Annotated in this window: 20 protein-coding genes, 1 pseudogene and 1 riboswitch; of the genes and pseudogenes, 9 read left to right on the plus strand and 12 right to left on the minus strand. The window is 63.3% G+C overall.

Annotation, left to right across the window (positions count from 1 at the left end):
* Positions 1 to 103 precede the first annotated feature (103 nt).
* The 3 genes and pseudogenes from ACX80X_RS19810 to ACX80X_RS19820 form a co-directional block, all read right to left on the minus strand.
* Positions 104 to 460: pseudogene (locus ACX80X_RS19810) on the minus strand (DUF305 domain-containing protein); the annotation flags it as partial.
* 159 nt (positions 461 to 619) lie between these two features.
* Positions 620 to 1,090, minus strand: coding sequence for a hypothetical protein (locus ACX80X_RS19815; RefSeq protein WP_252603950.1), 471 nt, complete (start codon positions 1,088 to 1,090; stop codon positions 620 to 622).
* Between the two features lie 431 nt (positions 1,091 to 1,521).
* Positions 1,522 to 1,818 carry a heavy-metal-associated domain-containing protein gene (locus ACX80X_RS19820; RefSeq protein ID WP_308293110.1) on the minus strand — a complete coding sequence of 99 codons (297 nt, stop codon included), beginning with the start codon at positions 1,816 to 1,818 and terminating at the stop codon, positions 1,522 to 1,524.
* Positions 1,819 to 2,011: 193 nt separating this feature from the next.
* Positions 2,012 to 2,207, plus strand: a riboswitch (cyclic di-AMP (ydaO/yuaA leader).
* A 3-nt stretch (positions 2,208 to 2,210) separates the two neighbouring features.
* Here ACX80X_RS19820 and ACX80X_RS19825 point away from each other — a divergent pair.
* Together ACX80X_RS19825 and ACX80X_RS19830 are read left to right on the plus strand one after the other, a co-directional pair.
* The gene (locus tag ACX80X_RS19825; protein ID WP_252612268.1) at positions 2,211 to 2,972 is read left to right on the plus strand and encodes an NlpC/P60 family protein; all 762 of its coding nucleotides are present in this window, start codon (positions 2,211 to 2,213) and stop codon (positions 2,970 to 2,972) included.
* A 334-nt stretch (positions 2,973 to 3,306) separates the two neighbouring features.
* Complete coding sequence (locus ACX80X_RS19830) at positions 3,307 to 3,972, plus strand: hypothetical protein (RefSeq protein ID WP_252603944.1); 666 nt, start codon at positions 3,307 to 3,309, stop codon at positions 3,970 to 3,972.
* 640 nt (positions 3,973 to 4,612) lie between these two features.
* On the opposite strand, the gene ACX80X_RS19835 is transcribed toward ACX80X_RS19830, so the two are convergent.
* On the minus strand, positions 4,613 to 5,551 hold the full coding sequence (locus ACX80X_RS19835; RefSeq protein ID WP_459313127.1) for a transposase: 939 nt from the start codon (positions 5,549 to 5,551) through the stop codon (positions 4,613 to 4,615).
* Positions 5,552 to 6,365: 814 nt separating this feature from the next.
* Between ACX80X_RS19835 and ACX80X_RS19840 the strand changes: the two genes are divergently transcribed.
* Complete coding sequence (locus ACX80X_RS19840; RefSeq protein WP_252598674.1) at positions 6,366 to 6,740, plus strand: hypothetical protein; 375 nt, start codon at positions 6,366 to 6,368, stop codon at positions 6,738 to 6,740.
* A 19-nt stretch (positions 6,741 to 6,759) separates the two neighbouring features.
* Here the strand turns inward: ACX80X_RS19840 and ACX80X_RS19845 are convergent, their stop codons facing one another.
* The 4 genes from ACX80X_RS19845 to catA all read right to left on the minus strand — a co-directional run bounded on the left by ACX80X_RS19845 (position 6,760) and on the right by catA (position 10,422).
* Positions 6,760 to 6,963 (minus strand): cold-shock protein, encoded by a 204-nt coding sequence (locus ACX80X_RS19845; protein ID WP_091256599.1) that lies wholly within the window; start codon positions 6,961 to 6,963, stop codon positions 6,760 to 6,762.
* Positions 6,964 to 7,283: 320 nt separating this feature from the next.
* Positions 7,284 to 7,700, minus strand: coding sequence for an SDR family NAD(P)-dependent oxidoreductase (locus tag ACX80X_RS19850; RefSeq protein ID WP_252611959.1), 417 nt, complete (start codon positions 7,698 to 7,700; stop codon positions 7,284 to 7,286).
* 417 nt (positions 7,701 to 8,117) lie between these two features.
* Positions 8,118 to 9,416 carry a benzoate/H(+) symporter BenE family transporter gene (locus tag ACX80X_RS19855; protein WP_252598676.1) on the minus strand — a complete coding sequence of 433 codons (1,299 nt, stop codon included), beginning with the start codon at positions 9,414 to 9,416 and terminating at the stop codon, positions 8,118 to 8,120.
* Positions 9,417 to 9,525: 109 nt separating this feature from the next.
* A complete protein-coding gene (gene catA / locus ACX80X_RS19860) occupies positions 9,526 to 10,422 on the minus strand; it encodes a catechol 1,2-dioxygenase (protein WP_252598677.1) in 897 nt (298 codons plus the stop codon).
* 321 nt (positions 10,423 to 10,743) lie between these two features.
* Between catA and benA the strand changes: the two genes are divergently transcribed.
* From benA to ACX80X_RS19885, 5 genes are all read left to right on the plus strand, one after another.
* On the plus strand, positions 10,744 to 12,126 hold the full coding sequence (gene benA, locus ACX80X_RS19865; protein WP_252598678.1) for a benzoate 1,2-dioxygenase large subunit: 1,383 nt from the start codon (positions 10,744 to 10,746) through the stop codon (positions 12,124 to 12,126).
* Positions 12,127 to 12,162: 36 nt separating this feature from the next.
* Complete coding sequence (gene benB / locus ACX80X_RS19870; protein WP_252598679.1) at positions 12,163 to 12,699, plus strand: benzoate 1,2-dioxygenase small subunit; 537 nt, start codon at positions 12,163 to 12,165, stop codon at positions 12,697 to 12,699.
* Positions 12,700 to 12,815: 116 nt separating this feature from the next.
* A complete protein-coding gene (benC, locus tag ACX80X_RS19875) occupies positions 12,816 to 14,387 on the plus strand; it encodes a benzoate 1,2-dioxygenase electron transfer component BenC (protein WP_252598680.1) in 1,572 nt (523 codons plus the stop codon).
* A complete protein-coding gene (locus tag ACX80X_RS19880) occupies positions 14,387 to 15,214 on the plus strand; it encodes a 1,6-dihydroxycyclohexa-2,4-diene-1-carboxylate dehydrogenase (RefSeq protein WP_252611961.1) in 828 nt (275 codons plus the stop codon). The genes benC and ACX80X_RS19880 overlap by 1 nt, the downstream gene beginning before the upstream one ends.
* Positions 15,215 to 15,275: 61 nt before the next feature.
* A complete protein-coding gene (locus ACX80X_RS19885; protein ID WP_252611963.1) occupies positions 15,276 to 18,107 on the plus strand; it encodes an AAA family ATPase in 2,832 nt (943 codons plus the stop codon).
* 50 nt (positions 18,108 to 18,157) lie between these two features.
* On the opposite strand, the gene catC is transcribed toward ACX80X_RS19885, so the two are convergent.
* The 4 genes from catC to ACX80X_RS19905 all read right to left on the minus strand — a co-directional run bounded on the left by catC (position 18,158) and on the right by ACX80X_RS19905 (position 22,027).
* Positions 18,158 to 18,436 (minus strand): muconolactone Delta-isomerase, encoded by a 279-nt coding sequence (gene catC / locus ACX80X_RS19890; protein ID WP_252598683.1) that lies wholly within the window; start codon positions 18,434 to 18,436, stop codon positions 18,158 to 18,160.
* 25 nt (positions 18,437 to 18,461) lie between these two features.
* Entirely contained in the window at positions 18,462 to 19,565 is a 1,104-nt protein-coding gene (locus ACX80X_RS19895; RefSeq protein WP_252598684.1) for a mandelate racemase/muconate lactonizing enzyme family protein, read from the minus strand.
* Positions 19,565 to 20,506, minus strand: a complete 942-nt coding sequence (locus ACX80X_RS19900) for a LysR substrate-binding domain-containing protein (RefSeq protein ID WP_252611965.1) — start codon at positions 20,504 to 20,506, stop codon at positions 19,565 to 19,567. Before ACX80X_RS19900 ends, ACX80X_RS19895 begins: the two co-directional genes overlap by 1 nt.
* A gap of 135 nt (positions 20,507 to 20,641) precedes the next feature.
* The gene (locus tag ACX80X_RS19905) at positions 20,642 to 22,027 is read right to left on the minus strand and encodes an MFS transporter (protein ID WP_252611966.1); all 1,386 of its coding nucleotides are present in this window, start codon (positions 22,025 to 22,027) and stop codon (positions 20,642 to 20,644) included.
* Positions 22,028 to 22,310: 283 nt separating this feature from the next.
* On the opposite strand from ACX80X_RS19905, the gene ACX80X_RS19910 reads away from it, so the two are divergent.
* Complete coding sequence (locus tag ACX80X_RS19910) at positions 22,311 to 23,009, plus strand: maleylpyruvate isomerase family mycothiol-dependent enzyme (protein WP_252598687.1); 699 nt, start codon at positions 22,311 to 22,313, stop codon at positions 23,007 to 23,009.
* Positions 23,010 to 23,568: the final 559 nt, after the last annotated feature.

The raw sequence follows: 23,568 nt of genomic DNA on the forward strand, positions 1-23,568 counted from the left end.
CACCAGCGCAACGGCATCAGCCTTGAACTCATCGGAATAGGTTGGTCGAGCAGACATGGGCACAATCCTTTCAAACTGTGTCTCACATCAGTAGTACACCTCAGGTGGGCTGTCCCCAGCTCTGAAGCCAGCCGGTCATTTTTTCTATTTCCGGTCCCTGGGCTGCCTTGATCCTGGTGGCCAGGTCGGTCACCTCGGCGGGGACGCCTTCCTTGGCCAGGATGATGTCGCTCATCTCCACGGCCTCGGCGTGGTGCGGGATCATCTTCTGGGCGAACATGGCGTCCGCGTCGTTGAAGTCCGCCGAGGCTGCGGCCGACGTTGCCGGAGCCGAGGTCGATGGCATGGCGGAGCTGCCGTGGCTCATGCCGGGCATGCTGCTCGAGTCCGAACTTCCGGTGCCGGCTGAGCATCCGGCGAGGCCGATTGCTGCGGCGATCGCGGCAGCGGAAATAGTCAGGGTCTATTTCATGAAAATCAGGGTCCTCAAAGGTATCAGCGGCGTTTAGCGCCTGGGGATTGCAAGCAGAGACAGCTGCGCCCTTTGGGAAGGTGGGCTGTCTTGTGCGTGTCGACGTTGCTGGACGCTGCGCCGGGGCGCGGCGCTGTCAGTGCTGGTTTACGTCCGGCTGATACAGAAGTCACCGGGAGAGGGGCTGTCCGGTGAGTAGGAATAATTGATGCTGGCTGCAGCCGCCACCCCGAAGTCCGGTAAGGCATAGGGTGCTGTTCCGGGGGCAGGGGCGGTCAGTGAGGTGTTTCCCGGGGCCAGGACGCACGTATTGCCCCCGGCAGTCATCCCGGGGCAGGAACCTGCAGGGGCGCAGGAAGACGACGAGCCAGTTGCCGCTGGGGTAGCGGCGGTCCCATCCGAGGATGCCCCCGTGGTGTGGGAGTGCCCGGCCGGGATGCCCGCAGCGTCCACCGCGGATCCGGCGGTCGCTGCCGGCATGGTGTGCGCGGCGCTCATATGGTGTGCGCCGGTCATAATGTGCATGCCGAAGATCCCGGCGATGATGGCTAGGGCGGCCGTCAGGAAGCCTGCACGAAAGAGGAAAGCGGAGAAAGGTCCACGCGATGGTGCGCTCACAACGTTTCTTCCCTTCCATGCAGGTTGTTCAGGATCTTCAGCCTACCGGCAGGGGTATTCCTGCCGGTCACAGCCTCTTATTCAACGCACCTGGGAAGGATTGAGTTTCATCCTCCGCAAGCCCAAAGGCAGGACAGGGCACTGTCGCCAGCGGGACGGCGAGGATGTTGTAACCGGTGGCCCAAATGAGGATCTGCTACGGCTTGGTATGGCTGGCCCCGGATAGGTCCACCATTTCACAGCACAGTCCAGGCATCATTGCCGGCCTGGACAACACCGGCCGATGCCGTGCACCCGTTCCAGCGCCGAGCGCGATGCCGGCCTCAGCGCCGGGGACGCGTTCGCCCCGTCAAAAGACACCCCACTCGCCTAACCGGTCTTCTGCCAGGGGCCTTGATGCCAATTGCTGGAAAGCGTGTAGCCGGCGGAGGTCACGGCCGCACACACAGCAAAGCTCTCGGCCGTACCGTGACTATCACCCGGGAACGACCGCCGGACACGAGGTCCACAAAGGCGGACTCGGCACCCTCAACGGCCGATACAGCCTTTTGAACGGTCTGGACGCAATGCCCGCACGTCAGCCCTTCGACAGCAAACTCGACTGTGCTGCCACTGGATACCGCTGCCGGAGCAGCAGCTGCACCCGGCAGCGGAAGAAACAAGGGGAAGCCTGGCTCTATCTTTTTGAGGAAGAATCGAGGGTGTGCGGGGGGTGAACGGCCGTGCAAACGGGTACGGCAACACCAGCCCGGACTTCCATGTCACTGACAACCCAAGAAGACGCATCCTGTACCCGGGCCGGGTATACAGAGCAAGTGCGCATCCCGTGCCACGGCGGACGCGCCGTTACCGGAATGTGACAAACATTGCTGGTGTGAAGTACGGTCTAAGTCGTGCCGGTTTCTCCTTGAGGCGGCACTCCCGAACAGATTGCCTAACTCTGCCGCTGCCCGGGATCCGTTCACTTTTCGTCCGGCAGAGACGGGGAACCCATTATTGGCCTGCTTCTGGCAGGTCTTGGGGTGAAGCCGTGCCTGGTGCACTTTTGCGCCTGACGCGGCCGGGTGCCTCCCACCCGAATCCGACAGCTAACCTCGCAGGCAGTGGGAGAGGCCCTTTCATGCCCATGCGCAAAACTCACGGCCGCCGCCGCGCGGTCCCCCAGACCAGCACTCTTGCCGCACTGACCAAGTCCTTTACCGCGAATGCCGGCGGCGCAGGCCGCCAGGCCGCCGTCTTCGCAGCGGCTTCCGGTCTCGTGCTGACCAGTGGTATTGCTGCCGCCCAGGCGGCCGACGCCCCCGGCCAGCGCGAAGCTGAACCGGCCGCTAACCTCGAGGTCGCGAGCCAGATACAGGCCCCGCTGACCGCCGATGCCACCATCCAGATTTCCTTCGAGCGCCCGGTCGTGGAAACCACGCCCGCTCCCGTAGTGGAAGCCCCGAAGCCTGTCGTGGTAGCCGCGAAGGCCGCGGCACCCGCGGCCGCCGTAACGACCCCTGCACCCGCCTCGGCCAAAGTCACCGTCACCCCGCCTGCGCCCGCGCCGGCTCCCGCAGCCGGTGACATTAACTCCATCATGGTGTCCTCCGCCTACGCTCAGATCGGCATGATCCAGGACTGCACGCGGCTGGTCGAAAACGCCCTAAATGCCGCTGGCATCCCCGTCGGGGACCTGGGCCCGATGCAGTTCATGAACTACGGCACCGTGGTCACCGACCCCCAGCCCGGTGATATGGTCATGCAGCCTGGCCACGTAGGAATTTACGTCGGCAACGGCCAGGTCCTCAGCTCAGGCCTGAACGGGAAGAATGAAACCGCCGTGCACCCTCTGACCTGGATGACGTCCAAGGGTGCCGTCACCTTCGTCCGCGCAGGCTAACAAACCACTGAAGGCCGGTGATTCAATGCCTTGGGGGCACTGAATCACCGGCCCTTAGGATGCCCCTCCAACCATGCGCCTGACTCCTTCCGCAGGTCACCCGAAGGCGACATATAGCGGTGCTAAAACACCGCCATTTACTCCGCAAACCACAATTCTGAGGCGTATCCCATCTCTTTAGAGTGTCCGGCCAAGCCCCGCTTCCAAGGAAATGAGACATGACGCTCAATTCTGCCCCGCTGAGCAGCACGCGCAGCGCCACGCCGCACCAACTCCGGTATCGGCGCTACGGCTGCCTGCTCTCACACACCCGAAAACGAAAGACTCACCAGACATGACCGTTCAGAACGACCTCAGCCGCGAAGACGTTGCCTCCTATGAGGCAGAGCTCGCGAAACGGACTCCCTCGCTCTACTCGCGCTACATCGGCGCGATGCTCTACTTCATGGGCGCGGCCCTTATCGCTGGCGCCGTCGTGCACTATCCGGTCAACCCGGGCCTATACACGATCATCTGCGTCGTCGGTGCGTTCGTGTTCCTCCTCGGCACCATCGTCAACGAGTTCGTGCTCGTCGATGAGCGCCCGCTGCTAAGCCGGGCCATCTCGCTCGTCGCGTTCTCGCTCCTGCTCTCCTTCGGCGTCGGCCTGGTCGGCGGCGGCATCCAGCACTTCGAACAGTTCCCCGAGCGCAGCGCCTGGATGACTCCAATCGGCCTGCTGATGTCGTACGTCGCGTTCATCGCCAAGGACGCCAAGGGCGGCCTGCGCCACCTGGTCAGCCCGTTTGCCGCAGGTGTCGTGTTGGTCGCCGCGCTGACATGGTTCGGCATGTCCGCCCTCGCAAGCACCCTCGACTCCGAGAGCCACAGCCACGACTCCACGCCGGCACCGTCGCAGGCACCCGCGGAGGCTCCGACCAGCGAAGACCGCACCCTCGACAAGCCGACGGACGCCCCCGCAGCCCCCGCACCCGACACCCACACGTCGCACAGCCACTAACCCGAAGCCGGGCATGCTCAACCGCACATTCGTGCGCTCCTATTCCGTGTAAGGGTCTTTCCCGGCAATGTGGGTGTGTGTGATCGACTATCTGTAGGCCGTTTCAGCCAGGAAATCCTGCCGAGTTGGTGGCTGGTTTCCTGCCAAATGAGCGCTAAGAATCAGGCCAGGCAATTCCCCTCCAAATTACGGATTTGGGGTTTGCAGAGATTGAGATCACTCGGTGGCCCGGGGCGGTTCCCAGTGTGTTGGGAACATGGGCCCGCCACCCCAGATAGGTTCCTTACGGCGCTGCTATTGACAGAGCGATTGCGCCGGAAGGGCTGGAAAGCAGATGACGGTACCCATGTCCGTTCAAGAAAATATCAGAAGACTCGATTCCCAGGGAGTCCCGGGACGTGAAATCGCCCGCACGCTGGGCATCAGCCGTGATTCGGTGGCCAAGTACGCCGAGCAGCAGGACTTCTCCCCGGCACCGCCGGCACCGTTGGCAAGGCCCGGAGGTTCGGTGCTGACCGGGTTCGAGCGCATCATTGAGCGGTGGCTGGGCGAGGACCAGCGGCGGCCGCGCAAGCAGCGGCATACGGCCAAGCGGATCTTTGACCGGCTCGTGGATGAGCATGGTTTCACCGGCACGTATTCACCGGTGCAACGGTTCGTGAAGAAGTGGACGGCCCGGAACCGGCAGGCTGGGGAGGGTTTCACCGAGCTGGTGTGGCCGGCGGGCACGGTGCAGGTCGACTTCGGGCAGGCCGAGGCGATCATTGCCGGGATCCGGCAGGTCCTGCACATCCTGGTGGTGAGCTTCCCGTTCTCGAATATGCGCTTCGTCCAGGCATACCGCGGCGAGACCGCCGAGTGTGTCTGCCACGGGCTGCGGAAGGTGTTCGAGCACATTGGGGCCGCACCGAGGCACCTGGTGCCCGATTATGTTCCGCGGAACATAATCCGGGACGAGCCGCGGGACCGTGCCGCCGAAGAACGCGAACATCTCCGCATGCGCGCGCAGCCACGAATCCTGCCGCATATCCAGGCACGCCTCCACGAACGCATACCTGCTGAACGGCAGACACGCGACGAACAAATACACCTTCGAGACCTCTCCCGTTGCCGGATCGACCAGCTGCATCGTCGGCCCAGACCAGTCGACCTCGATGCTGCGGTCGGCCTTGTGGCCGACCCGGGACGAGGCGCCAGTGACCATCGCGTGATCGCCATAAAGCCTGCAGAACCGGTCATAACTCATCGCCGCTTGCCCCGCCCGACCGGATGCGTCGACATACTCCTGGTGCAGCAGCTTCAACGTCACCCCAACCCTGGCCAGCTCCCGGTGCACCTGGCCCCAGTCCGGCTGCATAAACACGCTCTCGCGCACCCCGCGGCCGGGAAATAGCGCCAGATAAACCTCACCATCAGACAAATCAGCAACGTCATCCCAGCCGAGCCCTGCCAGATCAGCAGCCTCGATCACCGCCTGAACGCTGTGCCGAGACATGCCCTGAGCAGACGAGATAGCCCTGCCCGATAGGCCTTGATTGCGAAACTGCAAAACCAGTTTCGCCTTGATCTTCCGTACCATTGCCGGTAATCCTTCCGCCACGTGGCCCTCACGTGGTGGAAGGAGCCTTACAGATGGCGCTCACCCACACCGACACTGGCGCTCACCCACGCCAATCGGGATTCCGACCACGGCGCTCACCCGCACCACCTCTGGACCCCCTGAAGGCCAATATTCAGTGATGAACGTGGTTCCTCGATTCGTGCCCGAAAGTCGTGATCCTGCCGAATCCGGATTGGTGACTCGGGTCGTGTCGCTTCTGCGGTCGGTATCGTCCGCCGCTGATAAGGCCAGCGAGTCGGAGTTGCCGCCGAAAGGCAAAAAATGGGGTGTGCACAATGTGCACACTTTGGGCCTCGGACTGAGGCGTACATCGGTCGGATCGGGCCGGATTCCGCATGTTTCCGGGGGAGTCCAGTGGTTTCGGGGGCTGGATTCCGGTTCGAGTCCCGCCTCGGGCACAGTGTTTCCTCAGGTCAGGGGCTTTTGAGTGTTATTTCGTGTGCACATTGTGCACACTCTGGACTCTGATCTGATGTTCCGGGTGTGTGGGGTCCCGGAAACGGCCTATTCGGTTGTGTGGGGAAGCGGCTGCCTACGGCGGGCCGGGTACCGCCCTGCGGGGTCTCTGCTGGGAGTTCATCCTCGTTCGTCCTTCCGTCGGGTTTTCGCGTTCACTTCTTCATGGTGGCTAGAGCCGCGTACAACATGACTTGCTGGTTATTCTTTGGATGGACCTGGGTTTGCGGCCGGTCCGGAATTTTCCGCTCTGATACCTGTTCATGCAGGACAGCGGGGGGAACGGCATGACATAGCCACTGATTCGGAGCTGATCATGAGCTTGCTGAGCCTGGCCAGTCGGCAGGCGGGGCCGGCCTCGAGGGCGAGTTGTAGGAACTGGTGGGCCCTGCTGCCATGGCCTTCCCACCATTTAGCTCGCCGCCGCAGCCATCATTTTCCCGTCATCGCCGCATCCGGCTTCTGGGTAACCGGCGTCTCTGTCCTCGCTGTATTGGCGGTGGGAGCTGGCCACGTTGCCCTCAATCAGATCCGGACGATCTCTGCCTCCGCCGGCGTCAACGCGGCGAGGGCCTCGATCCAGAAGGCCGAAGCGAAGGCGCTGCGGGCCAAGAATCGGGAAGAAGAACAGAAGGCCGTCGCCTCGCAGGTGCCCGAACACAACGAGAGACCGGCCCGCCGCATAGGCTGACCGGTCTCTTCCAGGAGCTCTAGAGCGGCTGGATGTTTTCCGCCTGGGGCCCCTTGGGACCCTGGGTGATGTCGAACTGGACCTTCTGGTTCTCGTCCAGGGACTTGTAACCGCTGGAGGCGATTGCCGAATAGTGTGCGAACACGTCAGCGCTTCCGTCGTCGGGGGCGATGAATCCGAAGCCCTTTTCGGCGTTGAACCACTTGACAGTACCTGTAGCCATGCTGATGTCCTTCACGGGTCGCTGGTCGGTTCCGCTTCTCGGATTGCCGTCCCGGCCACTCACACGGCTGAGCTTATGTGGGTGGTCCGGCCACTGGCAAGAAATTCCGTCAGCGGCGGACAGAGAGCATCCTTGGGCTTGTGCTGAGCGCGTGCTCACCGCGCGACCGGGCCGAAGGCCCCTTATGCGGGACGCCGGGACCGGTTAATGCGTTCAGGGATCTGGTCGTGGACGCCACATTGCGGCGCACGGCCCTTTCGAGCCCGGGCCACCGGAAAACTGCCCGCTGAATAGCCACCATTCCGTGTACGCGGAAAGGCTTAGCCAAGAAGGTCATTTTCTTGCTTCATGTTGTAGTCCACACCGCTGTAGCCGCCGTCAGTGACGATGAACGCTGCTTCCGGGCTTAGTAGAAAAGCGACGACCGAGGCTATGTCTCCAGGTGCTCCGTTTCGACCCAGCGGAGTCAGGCTTGCTGCTTCGTATGATTCGCTGATGATGCCGCTGTCGACCCAGCCCGGGGTCACAGCGTTGACCCGGATTCCTCTGGGCCCAAGAATGTTGGCGAGGCTCCGCGTGACGGAAAGAAGTGCCGCCTTGCTAGCTGAGTAGCCGATGCTTCTGAAGGACCCGATGTGAGCGTCCGTGCCGGCTATGGCGACGGAGGTGGATTTACCATCGGTTCCCGTCCTCGGCCGGTTTTTGTCCCGGCAGTGATCCGCGCTGGGGCGGACCATTGTGCCGTCCGTGGGGATTTGGAATTGGACGTTGTCGGCGGGGCTGCGCGGGGATCATCACGGGCCTCATTGCGGCTTGGTCTCCGCGATGCACGCGGGCGACGGTCCCCACTTAAACTGCCAGAATCAGCCCTTGGCCAGCTGCAGAAGAGTCCAGTCGATACCGTGCGTCGGAACCGCCCACGAAAGCAGCACGCGGATCATGATGGGCGGAATCATCAAAACAGCCAATTCGGCTTCTTCTGCCCAGCGACGCCGGGGGGCTTCCGCATACCATTCGGCGACGGGAACAGTCCGGTTACGAATCGAATTTGGTGTCGAGAATCTCAAAGTCGTTGGATCTCCGCAAGCGACTAATTGCTGAGCAGTATTTGCATGAAGATGCCAAGCAGGATTGAGGAGGCCTAAGACGTGCCGCTAGCAATCCCGGCGTTGAGACTTGGCGTGATCCGCGCGTTCAAGCAGCCGGGACACCATGTAGCCGATGACGAGCCCCCAGAACGCCGGATGGATGTTGAAAAGGCTCAAACCGGAGATGGTCACGACGAAGGTCACCAGGGACCCCAATGTGAAGGCTGTGGCGAAGGCGGTCAAAAAGGCTTGCTGGAGGGCCCTCAGCATCGCAAGGCCGCCCAGGGCCAGGATGAATTCCGTGGGCGCGGCGAGCATGAGACGGGTGAGGGTGGGAGCCAGGAGGGCGCAGATTATGGCCAGAACGCCGTACACCACTGCAGCTGTGTACTGGCGCTGCCTGCTTCCCGAGGAGGTCATGAGGGCGTTCGTGGGGCCGGTCACGCAGGCTGAAACAGCGCCGCAGCAAGCGTTGAGCAAGGAAAACGCGCCTGAAACGATGGCGAAGACATTGATCGGCGGATTGTGGCCGGCGGCACCGAGAACGGCGACGCCCTGGCCATTCTGAACGAACAGCACGGTGAGGGCCAGGGGAACAACCAGTTCGAGCTGGGCAGCCCAGGTGAACTCAGGAAGGGTGAAGACCGGGGTGGCAAGAATCGGTCCGCTTTCCCGGAGGGCAAACTGACCACTTGCCGCCACGGCCAGGCAACCGACCACAAGGGTGCCGAGCACCGGGGGAATGAACCTGCCCAGGGCAGGCACGGCCGAGAGGACCAGGAAGACGGCCACCATCGGGACAGTCACCACGGGGTTCGCCTGGGCTGAGGCAACGACGTCGGTGCCGAATTTCAGGAACACAGCGGCCACCATGGCCATGACGATCGGCATCGGGACGGCTGCCATGATCCGGCGAACCATTCCGGTGGCACCCAGCCCGAGGATGAGAATGCCGGACGTGAAGAACGCCCCGACCACCTCCGGAAAGGACAAGTGCTGCAGGGACGGGCCCAAGAGCACTGTGCCGGGAATGGACCAGGCGAAGCCGAGGGGCTGGCGATAGAGGAGCGACATGAACAGGGTCGCCGCCCCGCCCGAGAAGAGGATGGCAAACACCCAGGACGCGAGCTGGCCTTGGGTAAGTCCGCCCGCCGTTCCAACGGCCAGCGTGACCGCTATCGGGCCGGAGCCGGCAAAGATGAGGCCGATCACCCCGTTGGATACGTAGGGCGTGCCCAGGTCACGGAGGAATTGGCGCACCCCCGCGGGGCGAACCCCCGGGCGTTCGAGCAGCGGCTGGGACTCCGGGGCCACAGCGGCTTCCGCGTGGGGCATAGCGGGCTGGATCTCGCGGGATCGCGGCATTCTGGCTCCTGGGAACGGCGGAAAAAAACACTGGCGCCCCGGAGTTGGCACTCCGGGGCGCCGTCCGTGCAAGAGCCGAGGCGCCGGCACCGATTTCGGGCGGTGGTTCCTACTTGTGCTGGCCTTCCTTGGCGAGGACGTAGTCATAGACCACTTCTTCGCCGGACTGGCCGTCCGTGCGCGGCCGCGGGTCCAGCATCAGCTCGGGCTTGACCGCCGATGCGATGTCATCGTCGTTGTGAGGATCGCCGGGGAAGTACAGCTGCTGGGTTACAGGCTGGAAGCCGGGCGCGGAGACCTTGATGTGGATGTGCGCCGGGCGCCAGGCGTGCCACCCGGCCGCGTTGATCAGCTGCCCGCAAGCTCCGTCCGTGGGAATCTGGTACGGCGCCGGGCGCATCGTGTTGATTTCGAAGCGGCCGCCGTCCTTCGCCTTGACCGTGGCGCGGAAGAGCCACTCGGGGAGGCCCGGGGCGTACTGGGAGTAGAACCCGGCGCTGTCCGCATGCCAAATTTCCACCTGGGCACCTTGGATTGCATTGCCTTCGGTATCAGTGAAGCGGCCCGTGAAGTGCAGTGGGGTGCCCTCCTCGTCCTCGCGCATCTCCACGGTGCCAGGGCTCTGGAGCACGGGGGAGCCGGGGACGTAGTAGGGTCCCTCAATGGTCCCCACGGTGCCCGGACGGTCCTGGGAGTTGACGTCCTCGACAGTGTGTTCCAGCCACACGTCCAGGAACAGCGGCCATTCCCCGTCTGTCCCTACCTTGATCAGCCAGGCCTTGAGTGCGTTGTATTCCTCGTAGGTGACCTCGTGTTCGACGACGATGTCGTTGGCGGCCTTGATGAGTGCCCCTGCCAGCAGGCTCACCCTTTCCTTCGGCACGTCCAGCTGCGCGAGCTTTCCTGAGGCGGTAAAGCGCTCGGTGGCCTTTGAACCGGCTTCGACGGCAGTGCCCTCGTCCTCTTTACGGGCGTCCGTTTGGGTGTCAGTCATGGTGTTCTCCATACTCTTCGTTGAACAGGGGAGGAAGGGTTCCTGCACCCGGTGCGAGTCTCAGTGCGCCGGGGTGTAATTCCGCGGTGACGTGGCTTCGCGTGATGTCTGTCTCATGATAGGCCTCGCGATAAGGACGCCACAAATATCAATTTGGCCGCTTTTTAGTCATGAAGCCTACATAATTTCACCCTTGGTCGAACCTAGGTGTTTGCCTGATGTGAGGGTGGTCACGATAGGGCAGGATTGCCTGACAACGTCCCCCGCCGGCGCCCCCGGCTGGCCCGGACCTTCCGCCAAATTTGTATAGCACCCTCCAATGAAGGAGCAGCCATGACCGAGAACCTGACCCATGTCCGTGAGGTCCTTTCCGACGCCGTGATCGACGACCGTGAGAACGGCGTCATCCGGGCCAAGCGCGAAATTTTCACCGATGAGGATATTTTCGAACTGGAGATGAAGCACATCTTCGAGGGCAACTGGGTTTATCTCGCCCATGAGTCCCAGATCCCCAATGTGGGGGACTACTTCACCACGAACATCGGCCGCACTCCCGTAGTAATCACCCGCGACAAGGACGAGAACCTGAACTGCATCGTCAACGCCTGCTCCCACCGCGGCGCGATGCTGTGCCGCCGCAAGACGGACAACCGCACCACTTTCACCTGCCCGTTCCATGGCTGGACCTTCAAGAACTCCGGTGAGTTGCTGAAGGTCAAGGACTCCCGCAACGCCGGCTACCCGGAGACTTTCAACAAAGAGGGCTCCCACGACCTCACCAAGGTTGCCCGCTTCGACTCCTACCGCGGTTTCCTCTTTGGTTCCTTGAAGGCGGACGTGCTCCCGCTCGAAGAGCACCTGGGTGACGCCACCAAGGTGATCGACTCCATCGTGGACCAGTCCCCGGAGGGACTCGAAGTGCTGCGCGGCTCATCCACCTACACATATGACGGCAACTGGAAGGTGCAGGCGGAGAACGGCGCCGACGGCTACCACGTCACCGCCGTGCACTGGAACTACGCTGCCACCACCGCCCGCCGCAGCGCAGGCGACTCCGCCAACAAGACCAAGGCCATGGACGCCGGCAAGTGGGGCAAGGTCAAGGGCGGCTTCTACTCCTACGACCACGGCCACCTGCTGCTATGGCAGGAGTGGACCAACCCCGAGGACCGCCCGCTGTGGGACCGCCGCGAGGAGCTCGTGGCGAAGTACGGCGAGGAAATGGCCAACTTCATGATCAACATCTCGCGGAACCTGTGCCTGTACCCGAATGTCTACATCATGGACCAGTTCTCCTCCCAGATCCGCCACTTCCGCCCCATCTCCGCGGACCAGACCGAGGTCACCATTTACTGCATCGCACCCAAGGGCGAATCCCAGGAGAACCGCTCCAAGCGCATCCGCCAGTACGAGGACTTCTTCAACGCGACGGGCATGGCCACCCCCGACGACCTCGAAGAGTTCCGATCCTGCAACAAGACTTACTGGGCCACCTCGGCGCCGTGGAACGACATGACGCGCGGGTCCACCCACGAGATCGCCGGCCCCGACGAGCAGGCCCGGGCGCTGGGTATGACCAAGGTCATAGCCTCCGGGGTGCGCACGGAGGACGAGGGGCTCTACCCGATCCAGCACGGGTACTGGAAGGAAGTCATGGACCGGGGCTTGGCGGAGGCGGAGCGCTCCGCTTTGGATAGCCTCCCCGTCACTGCCTGACCGCGTCCACGTCGAACCAGAGAGAGTGCATAACCCATGATCAACCTGACAAAACCTGCTCCGGCGCTCAAGACCGCCGAAGAGATCGCCACGCTCGAAACCGTCCGTGCCTTCCTGTACCGGGAGGCCCGGCTGCTGGATGAGCGCCAATTTGATGACTGGCTCCAGTGCTACCACCCGGACTCCGAGTTCTGGATGCCCGCATGGGACGTCGACGACCGGCTGACCGAGGACCCGCAAAACGAGATCTCGCTCATTTACTACGATAACCGCGGCGGCATTGAGGACCGGGTCTTCCGGATCAAGACGGACCGGTCCTCGGCCACCTCCCTCCCGGAGCCCCGCACCGGGCACAACATCACAAACATCGAGATCGTGGAGCACGACGGCGACCAGGTAAAGGTGCGCTTCAACTGGTTCACCCTGTACTTCCGCTACAACACAACGGACACGTACTTCGGGACCAGCTTCTACACGATCGATCTTGCCGGCGGGGAGCCGGTGATCATGAAGAAGAAGGTCGTCCTCAAGAATGACTACATCCACCACGTGGTTGACGTCTACATGATCTGACGGCAGCGTGCCGGTGCCCGCCCGGCCCCGGCCTTGACCGTTTCAAAACCGTGCCCGGCGGGCACATCCACACTTTCCCGGGTCGCTACGACGCGATCCCCAGCCAGGAGGAAATCATGGGCCACAAAGTAGCCCTCAGCTTCGAGGATGGCGTCACCAAAGTCATCAAGGTCGGCGACTACGAGACCGTGATGGACGCCGCGTACAAGGCACGCATCAACATTCCGTCGGACTGTCGTGATGGTGCGTGCGGCACCTGCAAGGCGTTTTGCGATTCCGGTTCCTTCGATCCGGGTGATTACATTGACGACGCCATGACGGAGGAGGAGCTCGAAAAGGGCTACATGCTCACCTGCCAGGCAGTGCCGGAGTCCGATCTGGCCATTCAGATCCCTGCCACGTCGGAGTCGGCGAAGACCTCGGCCACCACCTTCACTTCCACCGTGAAGGAACTCAACAAGCACACGGAAACAACGGTGTCCTTCACCTTGGACGTGGAAAACCGGGATGCTCTGGCCTTCCTTCCGGGCCAGTACGTCAACGTCAAGGTCCCCGGAACCGACGCGGAGCGTTCCTATTCCTTCAGCAGCGGCCCCGAGGTGCACGATGCGTCGTTCATGGTGCGGGTGACGCCCCAAGGTGCGATGTCCGAATACCTGCGCGACAGGGCAGCGGTGGGCGACACCATAGAATTCACGGGTCCCTACGGCTCGTTCTTCCTGCGCGAGCCCAAGCGACCCCTGCTGCTCCTGGCAGGCGGTACCGGCCTGGCCCCGCTCTTGTCCATCCTTGAGAAGCTCTCCGAGAATCCGCAGTCGGTGCCCGTCCACCTAATTTATGGTTTGACCCGCGAGGCGGACATCGTTGGCTTGGACTGGCTGCGGGAATATGAGGCGAAGCTGCCCGGATTCACGTGGGACTACATTGCTTCCGAACCGGGCACGTCTGCTCCAAACACGGGTTATGTCACCCAGATCATTGCGCCCGCGCACCTGTTCGACGGCGATGTTGACATCTATCTTTGCGGGCCGCCTCCCATGGTCAATGCCGTGTCGAAGTGGCTGGACTCCGAGGGCATCAAGCCCGCCAACTTCTATTTCGAGCGGTTTGCCCCGAAGGAGACCACCGGCGGCGACGCGGAGACAGGTGCACCGGCAGCCGTGGCGAAGATCGAGGCGGAAGGCGACACCATGAGCCGTAGCGAGGCCGTCTCGTCCCTCGAGACCGGCCGGCTGGATTTCCGCAAGGAGGACAGCTTTGCCCAGCTCGACGCGCGCATGGGCCTGGAGCTCGCAGTGAGCGAGCTGATGCTGGGCCGGCTCAGCCAGGAGCAGCTGCACCAGTTCCGCCGGCTTGCCGAGGCCACCACGCGCTTTGTCACCGGTGGCACCATCCAGGACCCGGATGAGTTCGCGCGGACCAACGAGGAGTTCCACGAATACCTCTTTATGGTCTGCGACAACCCCATGCTGCTCGAGTCCTACCGCCGGCTCGACGTCCATGCTCAGATGGCGGCGGCCTTCGAGGCGGGAACCAGCATCTTCATGCGGGTCACGCAGGACCATCTGGATATCGTTGACGCCTTCGAACGTCAGGACAAGGCGCGGGCGCGCGAGGTCATCATGGCCCATGCACACGACGCCAAGGACACCATGGCGAACGCGATCGATGCCAAGGCCGCCCACTGATGACGCAGCCATATGCTGGACAGTTCATTACTCCTGGCCGTTATGCCGGCAAGGTGGCTCTTGTGACCGGCTCCGCCCAGGGCATTGGCCAGAAGGTAGCGGAGCGGATCGGGGCCGAGGGCGGCGCCGTTGTCCTCGTGGACCGGTCCGACCTGGTCCATGAGGTGGCGCAAGGGATCGAGGAGGCGGCCCAGGGTTCCGGTTCAGTAGGCTCGGCTACCTCGGTGACCGCAGATCTTGAGACCTTCGCAGGTGCGCAGCAGGCCGTGGAGGCTGCGCTGGCCGCCCACGGCCGGGTGGACGTACTGGTCAACAATGTCGGCGGCACGATTTGGGCCCGCCCGTACGAAGAGTACGACGAGGAGAAGATCGAGAAGGAAATCCGCCGCTCACTCTTTCCCACCCTCTGGACCTGCCGGGCGGTGCTGCCGGCCATGCTGAAACAGGGCTCCGGTACCATCGTCAACGTTTCCTCGGTGGCCACCCGCGGGCTGCACCGGGTGCCCTATGCAGCGGCGAAGGGCGGAGTCAATGCCTTAACGCAGTCGTTGGCAATGGAGGTGGGCGGACGAGGCATCCGCGTGGTCGCAACCGCACCGGGGGGTACCGAGGCGCCGCCCCGCAAGGTCAAGCGGGGGCCCGAGGCCGAATCCTCCACGGAAAAGGCCTGGTACCAGGTGATCGTTGACCAAACCGTGGATTCTTCCTTTTTCAAGCGCTACGGGACCTTGGACGAACAGGCCGCGCCGATCGTATTCCTTGGATCAGATGAAGCGTCTTACCTCACCGGAACCATCCTTCCAGTTGCTGGCGGGGACCTGGGCTAAGGCCGCCGTGATGAATTCCCGCCGCCAGGGCCGTACGGTCCGCTCCAGTAGGATTGCGGTCATGACGACGGGCTCCATAAGCGGTGAAATGGCGGAGGACCTTCCGCTCGTTGGCCGGCGGGAGGTCTTCGAGGAGCTGTTGGAGATTCTCCGCACTGTCCGCAAGGGACATGTGGGCGCAGTGGTGATCTCCGGGCCATCGGGCTCCGGGAAGACCGCAGTGCTCGATTTATTCCTTGAGCACTGCCGCACCGGGGTCCGTGGTGTCCGCGTACTGTCCGCCATGGGCGACGAATGGGAGGCGCAGTTTGCCCTCGCCGGTTACTCCCAGCTTATGCTCGCCGCGCCGCTTCGCTCGGCAAAGGATTACGACGGCGGCCCGCCGGTTCCCGCTGGCCCCGTCGCGGCTCTCATGCCGGCCCAGGTGGTCAATTACGCTTCGACGCTCAGCGCCCACCTTGAAGGACTGCAGTCGCACGGCACCGTAGTTGTCGCCGTCGACGACGTTCACAAACTCGACGCCGAGAGCCTGCGCATCCTCACCTTCGTCATGCGCCGGCTGCACGGAAAAATGATTCTGTTCCTGCTCACGATCAACCCCGATGACGCAACACGTGTCCCCGTAGGTGCCCTGGACTTCCTTTCAGGTCATCAGGTCACCCGGATCCCGCTGGATCCGCTCACGCCCAAGCAGGTCCAGCATCTTGCCCGGACGAGGCTCGGCATCGACCTTAGTGCCACGGCGGCCCACGGTCTGGTCCAGCACACCGGCGGAATTGCGCAACCGGTCGTCGAGCTGCTCCAGGAGTTACCAGCGGAGACGTGGCAGACGTGGTTTCCTACCCTGCCTCCGAGCTCCCGGGTGCGCGCCCGGATGCGCAGCGTCCTGGCGGCCGCGTCTCCCGGGCTGGTCTCTGTGGCAGAGGCTGCGTCCGTGCTCGGACGCAGCGCGGGTCTGGCGGAGGTTTCCCAGGTCAGCGGGCTGGAGTCGGTCATGGAGGTACTCGACGAGGGACACCGGGCAGGGCTGCTGGGGTTGACTGTTGATCAGGCCCGTTCTTCCGTTGTGTTCTTTGAACCAGGCACAGCTCAGGCCATCTACGAACAGATCGTCCCCAGCCGGCGCATCGCGCTGCACCGGCTGGCAGCTGAGGCCGTGCAGCCCGAGGGTGAACGTCTGGGCCACCGCGTCTCAGCGACTCCCGGAGCAGACGAGGCCCTTGCTGAGGAGTTGGAGGAGCACGCCCGGGGCCAGGCCCTGCTGGGGGTGTGGCAGGATGCCTCGACGGCGCTGTTCTCCGCGTCCCGGCTTTCCCAGGACACCCGTTCCCGGAACGACAGGCTGTTGAGAGCCGTGGACGCCCTGGTGGGTTCCGGCAATATAGCCCAGGCCCAAATGTGGAGCGCGGCAGTGGACGCCCTGCCGTCCTCACCGCTCCGCTCCTCAGTCCTGGGATACCTCTCTACTGTGTCGGGACAAAATGACAGCGCGCAGACGCAGCTGGAGATGGCGTGGCGCACCTGCAACCCGCAGCGTGATCCCGCGGCCGCCGCGCAGGTGGCGCAGCGCTTCGTCCTGCACGGGGTAGCGTCCTGGGACGGCCCGCTGATTACCGGCTGGGCCGAACGGGCGATGGAACTTACGCAGCCGGGAACCCCTGCGCACATTGAGTCAGAGGCAATCTACGGCTTGGGCCTGTATGCACAGGGCCGGCTTTCGGAGGCGGAGGCCTCCTATCACCGGGCCTTCGAACATGCTGCCGAGAACGCCCAGAAGCAGCGGGTCCAGATGGGTGCCGGCTGGCTGGCATTGCGCCTTGACAACGTTGAGTCAGCGTTGATTAACTTCGAGGCGGCTGCTCCCACTGAGTACCGTGGCGGCTCGATGCGGATTTCCCTGTGGGCCGAGGCCTGGCTGGCGCGTACCCACCTGGTGCTTGGCAACTGGGATGCGGCTGCTGCCACCGTGGCGCGCGCATCTGTCCGCCTCGAAACCTCGCGAATGCCGCTGATCCGGCCCCTGCTGTACTGGACAGCGGCGGAGCTTTGGTCCATGCGCGGGGACTGGGACCGGGCTCGATACTACGTTTCACAGGCAGCGGTGCAGCCGGGGACCTACCGGGCCATGCAGGTGCCGGCAAGCCTTGCCCGTGCCCGCTTCCACGAGGCTCGGGCCGACTATGAAAGCGCTTTGGCTGTGCTGCAGCCGCTGACGGAGCTGGACCCCTGGACTGAGAACCGGGTGTCCTTCTGGCCCTGGCAGGACACCTACGTCAACGCCCTTGTCATGACTGATCAGCTCGACGCCGCCGACTCGTTCCTTACCGCGTTTGAACGGGTTCCGCGAGAGCGGGAAGTGCCTTCGGATCTGGCGCGGATGGCGTGGGCGAGGGGCCGACTCGTGGCCGCGCAGGGGGACCCCGACACTGCCAGGGAGCACTTCGAGACGTCCCTGGGCCACCTCCGCGGGCTTAACCGGCCGTATTTGCGGGCGCGGGTCAGCTTTGCCTACGGCCAAAGCATGCGCCGGGCGGGCAAACGGCGCTTGGCGTCCTCGGTCCTGCGCGTGGCCCGCGACCTGTACGACTCCCTTGGGGCGGCCACGTACGTGGAACGGTGCGACCGTGAGCTCAAAGCAACAGGTCTTGACGTCGGTAACCTGCCCGATCCGGCCGATCCCGTGCTCATGGCGGCCAGCGACCACCACCTTCAGTTAACAGCACAGGAACGGGCGGTGGTCGAACTGGTAGCGGCCGGGGCTACCAACAAGGAGGCGGCGCGGGCTCTGTTCCTGGCGGAGAAGACGGTTCAGTACCACCTGACGCGGGTCTACCGGAAGATGGGAATCCGTTCCCGCAGCGAACTTGCGGCTGTGTTCCGGGCCAAGGACTGACCCGGAACACAGCTTGTTCTGAAGTAAGCAGGTGTGACTTGACCCGGCGTTTACTTGACGTCGGACGGGTGCTTGGCGAGCGGCACCACCGAGATGTCCATGAAAGGGAACAACGGCAGGTTCTGCAGGATCTCATGAAGTTCGTCGTTCGAATCGACGTCGAAGATTGAGTAGTTGGCGTACTCCCCAACCACTCGCCAGATTTCCGGCCACTTTCCCGAGTGCTGTAGCTCATGCGAGTAGGCCTTCTCCTTGGCCTTGATCTCCGCGGCTTCCGCGGCGGGGAGGTCGGCGGGCAGGTTTACGTCCATGTGGACAAGAAATTTCACGGATCTACTTTCGGAGGTTGGGATGTCATCGGTCTGAGCGGTACAGGGAGAGCTTGTCTTCATCAACGGCTGTGCCCACGCCTGGTCCCTCGGGAACACGGATGCGACCGCCGGTGATGGCCAGGGGCTCGGCCAGGAGGTCGTCGGCCATGTCCAGGTAATTCGACAGCTCCGCCGCACGCTTGGCCGTATGGGCGAAGGCAGCGCCGAAGACCACCGAGGCGGCGGTGCCGACCTGAGTGTCGATTTGGTTGCCAATATAAACGTCGATGCCCATACCCTCGGCCATCCCCACGATTTTGGCGGCCTCGGTAAAACCGGACCGTGCCGTCTTTACAGCCAGGAGGTTCGCGCCCCCGGTGAGGATTTCCCGTGCGGCCTCACCTAGATTGGCAGCAGACTCGTCCGCAGCGATGGGGATGGGGGAGTTCGCCACGAGGCGACGGCGCCCGAGGACTTCGCGGGCGTCGTCGGGTTCCTCCAGGAACTGCAGGCCCAACTCCGCCGTGCGTCGCAGCACTTCGGCGGCCTCGTTGGCGGACCACCCGCGGTTGGCGTCCATGTAAAGCTCAGCGTCCTCGCCAAGGCCATCGCGCAGTACCCGGGCGGCCTCGATGTCGAGGTGAAGGGGACGGCGCCCGGTCTTGAGCTTGAAGGTGTTGATGCCATAGGTCTCGCGGAACTCCAGCGCCAATGCCAGCAACTCCTGGGCAGGCTTAAAGCCGAGCATATGGGAGACCCGGAGCGAGTCGGAGTACCCGCCCAGCAGCTTTGTCACCGGCTGCCCGAGAGTCTTGCCAATGACGTCCCACAGGGCGATATCCACGGCCCCCTTGGCCGTCTGGTTGTGGACAGTCCGGTACAGGATTTCCTGGACCTTCTCCCGGTCAAAGATGTCGACCCCGATCAGCTGCGGGGCAAAAATATCTTCTACCACCGCGACGATGGACTTCTGCGTCTCACCATAGGTGTAGGGGCGCGGCGGTGTGTCGGCAGTGCCCACCAGCCCGTCGTCTGTGCGGAGCCTGATGATCACATGGTCTGCCTCGTGCACGGACCCGGAGGCGAAGTGCAGGGGGTGGAGATAGGGGATCGAGTAGGGGATCGCCTCAATGGCTGCGATCTTCATCAGCGGGTCAGCCTTTCATCAGTGGGAAACGGCACGGGGCCGGGGTGAGGGGGCAGGCGCCCGGGCTCTGCAGTCGCGGTATCAACGACTTCCAGGAAATTTTGCAGCAGGGTGGAGGGATGCCCGCGCATCCAGGCGACTGCGAGTTCGACCGCGGGGACGTTTTCAATCTCCCGGTAGGCCACGCCTTCGAGTTGGATGGCCCGCACGCTGGACGGCATGACGGCCACCCCGCCCCCAGCGGCCACGAAGGCCAGCATCGTGGAGGTCTCTCCCACCACCTGGGCGATGCGTGGCCGGAAGCCGGCCTGGCGGCACAGGTCCGACGTGGTGCGGTAGAGCACAGATTCGGGTGCATAGGCGATGAAATCCTGGTCCTGCAATTCGTGCATGGCCACGGTCCGGTCTACGGCCAGGGCGCTGAACGAGGGAAGCGCGACGACAAGCGGTTCCTTGGCCACAATCCGGTAGTCGATGTCCGGTGAAGCAACGGGGGGGCGCAGCAACGCGGCGTCGAGTCTACCCTCCCGCAGCCCTGCTTCCATGGAAGGAGTGAGCATTTCGCCGTGCAGCGCAAGGGACAGGCCGGGCAGGACCTGCTTGGCAAGGCGGGCGATCTGCGGCATGACGCCGTAGGTTGCCGACCCTGAGAAGCCCACCCTCAGGACGCCGGTGGCGCCCTTGCCCACTTGAGAGACATCGGCCTGAAGTGTCGCTAACTCGTTGACAATCTGCCGACCGCGATCCAGCAGGAGTTGGCCCGCCGCTGTGAGGTCCACCCTGCGGGTGGTTCGGTTGAGCAACTTCACGCCAAGCTGGTCCTCCAACTGACGAATCTGCTGCGAGAGAGGTGGCTGCGCCATGTGGAGGCGCTTGGCGGCGCGGCCAAAGTGCCGTTCCTCGGCAACCGCGATGAAATAGTTCAATTGGCGGATGTCCAAGGTGCTGCCGTCCTTCTGCCGGGACCGGCCTCAAGGATGCTGCCCTGTGCGCGGTAATTAGTTCAAATAATAACTATAATAAGCCCTACTAGGTAATCTGGCACGCGTAATACTGTCAGGGCAGCATCACGCGGGCTACCTGAGTTGCTCCGAAGGGATACTGTCCCTTGTCCGCCCTTCGACGATCTCCTCCACTTTGTGCTCGGCTTCCTCCAGCTTTCGCTGGCGGGGGACCAAAACGGTCACGACTGCGCCGACGAGGGCTACGGCCCCATAGATATAAAATGCAGTGGCCCCGCCAATGCCTGCGGCAGCCAGCCAGCCACCGATGATGGGTCCCAGTATCCCGCCGAAGCGTCCCACACTTGCGCACCATGCCACGCCAGCGGCCCGGGCATTGGTGGTGTAGTAATTCGACTGGAACCCATAAATCAGGACCTGGGTGCCCAGTGTGCCTACCCCGGCGAAGGCGATAAAGGTGAACAGCAATGGCAGCGGGAAGCTGAAGGTCATCAGCACCAGGCTGATGGTCGCCAGAACAAAGGTGGAGGCGATGACCCGCTGGGGGCCGCCCTTGTCAGCGAGGCGCGAAAGCAGCAGACCGCCCGCGACGGCACCCAGGTTCAGCGCCAGGGGGAAGAACAGGGAGTATGTGCGCCCGTAGCCGTAGCCTTCCATGATTTTCGGCAACCATGTGTTCAGGCCGTAAGTCAGGAGCAGGCCACAGAACGACATCAGGCCAAGCAAAATGGATGGCACAGCGAACTGCCGGGAGAACACTGCGGCGAAACCTGTTTTTTGCGGTGCGGCGCCCACCTGTTGAATGACCCGTTCCTCGATAAGCGGAACGCCGGTGCGATGCGAAGCGGCCTGGGCTTCCTGCTCACGGCCGCGGGCCAGCAGCCAGCGCGGAGACTCAGGGAGCTTGAACCAGGCGATGGGCACGAGGAGGACGAGGGGTAGGGCGCCGATCATGAACAGCCCGCGCCAGCCGATGTCATTGAGCAGCAGGATGCCCAGGATTGATGCCAGGACGCCGCCTGCAGGGACTCCGGAATACACAATTGCGTTGTAGAACTGACGCCTTCCGGCGGGTGCGAATTCAGCCATGGTGGCGCCGGCAGTAGCGATAACCACTCCCAGGCCAAGCCCGGTAACAAACCGCAAGGCTCCAAAAGCAGTGACGCTGGTGGCAAAGGCCGTGACGAACATGCCCACCGAGAACCAGGCGATGCCCAGGAGCATCAGCCGGCGCCGGCCGAAGAAGTCGCCGACTGCGCCGCAGATCAGGGAGCCCACGAGGACTCCGATGAGTGCCCAGGATCCCAGGAGGCCGGCGGCGACTGTATCAAAAGCGCCGATCTGGCTAGGGTCCGCAAGCAGCCCCGGAAGGACAGTGCCGTAAATAACGAGGTCGTATCCGTCAAACACGAGGGCTGTGCAGATGATGAAGGCCACCCAATTGGCGGTGCGCGCCTCCTTTTTTGGATTTTCGGCTATAACGGCATGCGGTTGTGTCATGATGCCAGGTCCTCTCTGGGGGAAGTGAAGGCGGAGCAGCGCAGCGAAGGATCTTCGGGGCCGTCTTCCGATTGCTTTCAGCCTGACAGAGCTGTGATGCAAGTCATATGAGGGAAATACCCGGCTTTTCGCCCGGGGGATATTTATATGCTGCACATATCAAATGGGTGTTTTGGGAGCAAGACCCGGGGCAGTCCCGCCCGTCTCAATCCATACGATCTGGATATGGAACAGCAGGGCAGGAACGCTGGTCGGAATACTGACGCGTGGATAGGCTGGCAAAATGATCAAGCCCGCACGCCTTCACTCAGACCTGTCCCGCCTCGGCCGGGAGTCGGACATGTTCCTGGCCACCGTTGAGTCCCTTGTCGACGACGAGATGACCGCTCCCTCGCTGTGTGAAGGGTGGACGCGAGCCGATGTCATCGCCCACGTCGCCTCCAGCGGCCGCGCTTTGGTGAAGCTCATCGACTGGGCCACGTCAGGTGAGGAGCGTCCCTTGTATGCCTCACGGGACGCCCGCTCCCAGGAGATCGCCGCCTTGGCCGCTCTCCCGAGGGAAGAGCTCGTCGGGGAATTGCGGGAGTCGGCCCGGAACTTCGCCGAGCAGGCACAGCGGCTGGGCGGGGGGCTTGCGGCCCCTGAGGTGCAGCTTAACGGCGGTGCGCTCCCTGCCACCTCCATCGTTGCGCTCCGGATTGCCGAGGTGGTGGTGCATCACCATGACCTCGACACTGCCTGGACCATCGAGGAGGCCGATCCGGATTCGCTGCTGAACGCCCTCGAAGCCGTGGTGCGTTCACTCCGGGCCAAGGGGTCGCCGGGAATGACGTTGGTGACCGAGGAACGTGACGAGTGGGTGATCGGCGACGGCGGTCTGCGGGTTGTGTCCGACCGCGAAGGCCTGCTCCAGTGGCTGGCCCGCGGGGACGCCGAACATATTGACGTGGACGGCCCGGTGCCGGTGCTGCCATCCTGGTGAGCGGACGTGCGGTGGCACAAGGCATGACTGCAGCGGTCCAGGACATGGATGCGGAAGGAAGTCGGGCGACGGCCCGGGTGTCCTTGCCCGATTCAACGTTGCCTGCGGCAGGCTGAAAGGGGTGTGCACATTGTGCACACCCTGGGCTTCGGATCGGGTCGTACTGGTGCCGGACTGGGCCGGATTCGGGATGTTTGCGGGGGAGTCCAGTGGTTTCGGGGGCTGGATTCCGGTTCGAGTCCCACCTTGGGCACGTATTCCCCCCTCGTCAGAGGGGGTTTTGCTTTTAATGTGTGTACATTAACCCTCCGCGGGTCCCTCTGATTGTGGCCGCGGTCTGTGGCTGGTGCCGCGGTGGCCTGTAAAGTTGTGTGGGTGGCGGGCTAGGGTCCTGGCTGGTGGGCCCTCCGCCTGCTGGCGTCCTGGGTTGTCGGTCCTCTTTGTGGCTTGTTCTGATGGCCCTTGTTGGCCGTCACTCATTCATGGCTACGGGTTGTGTTGACGACATGACCTAGGGAAATTTCCTTCTAGCTTTTCCTCCAATAGCTGCTTCCTGTGG

This window comes from Pseudarthrobacter sp. MDT3-1, from assembly GCF_054510755.1.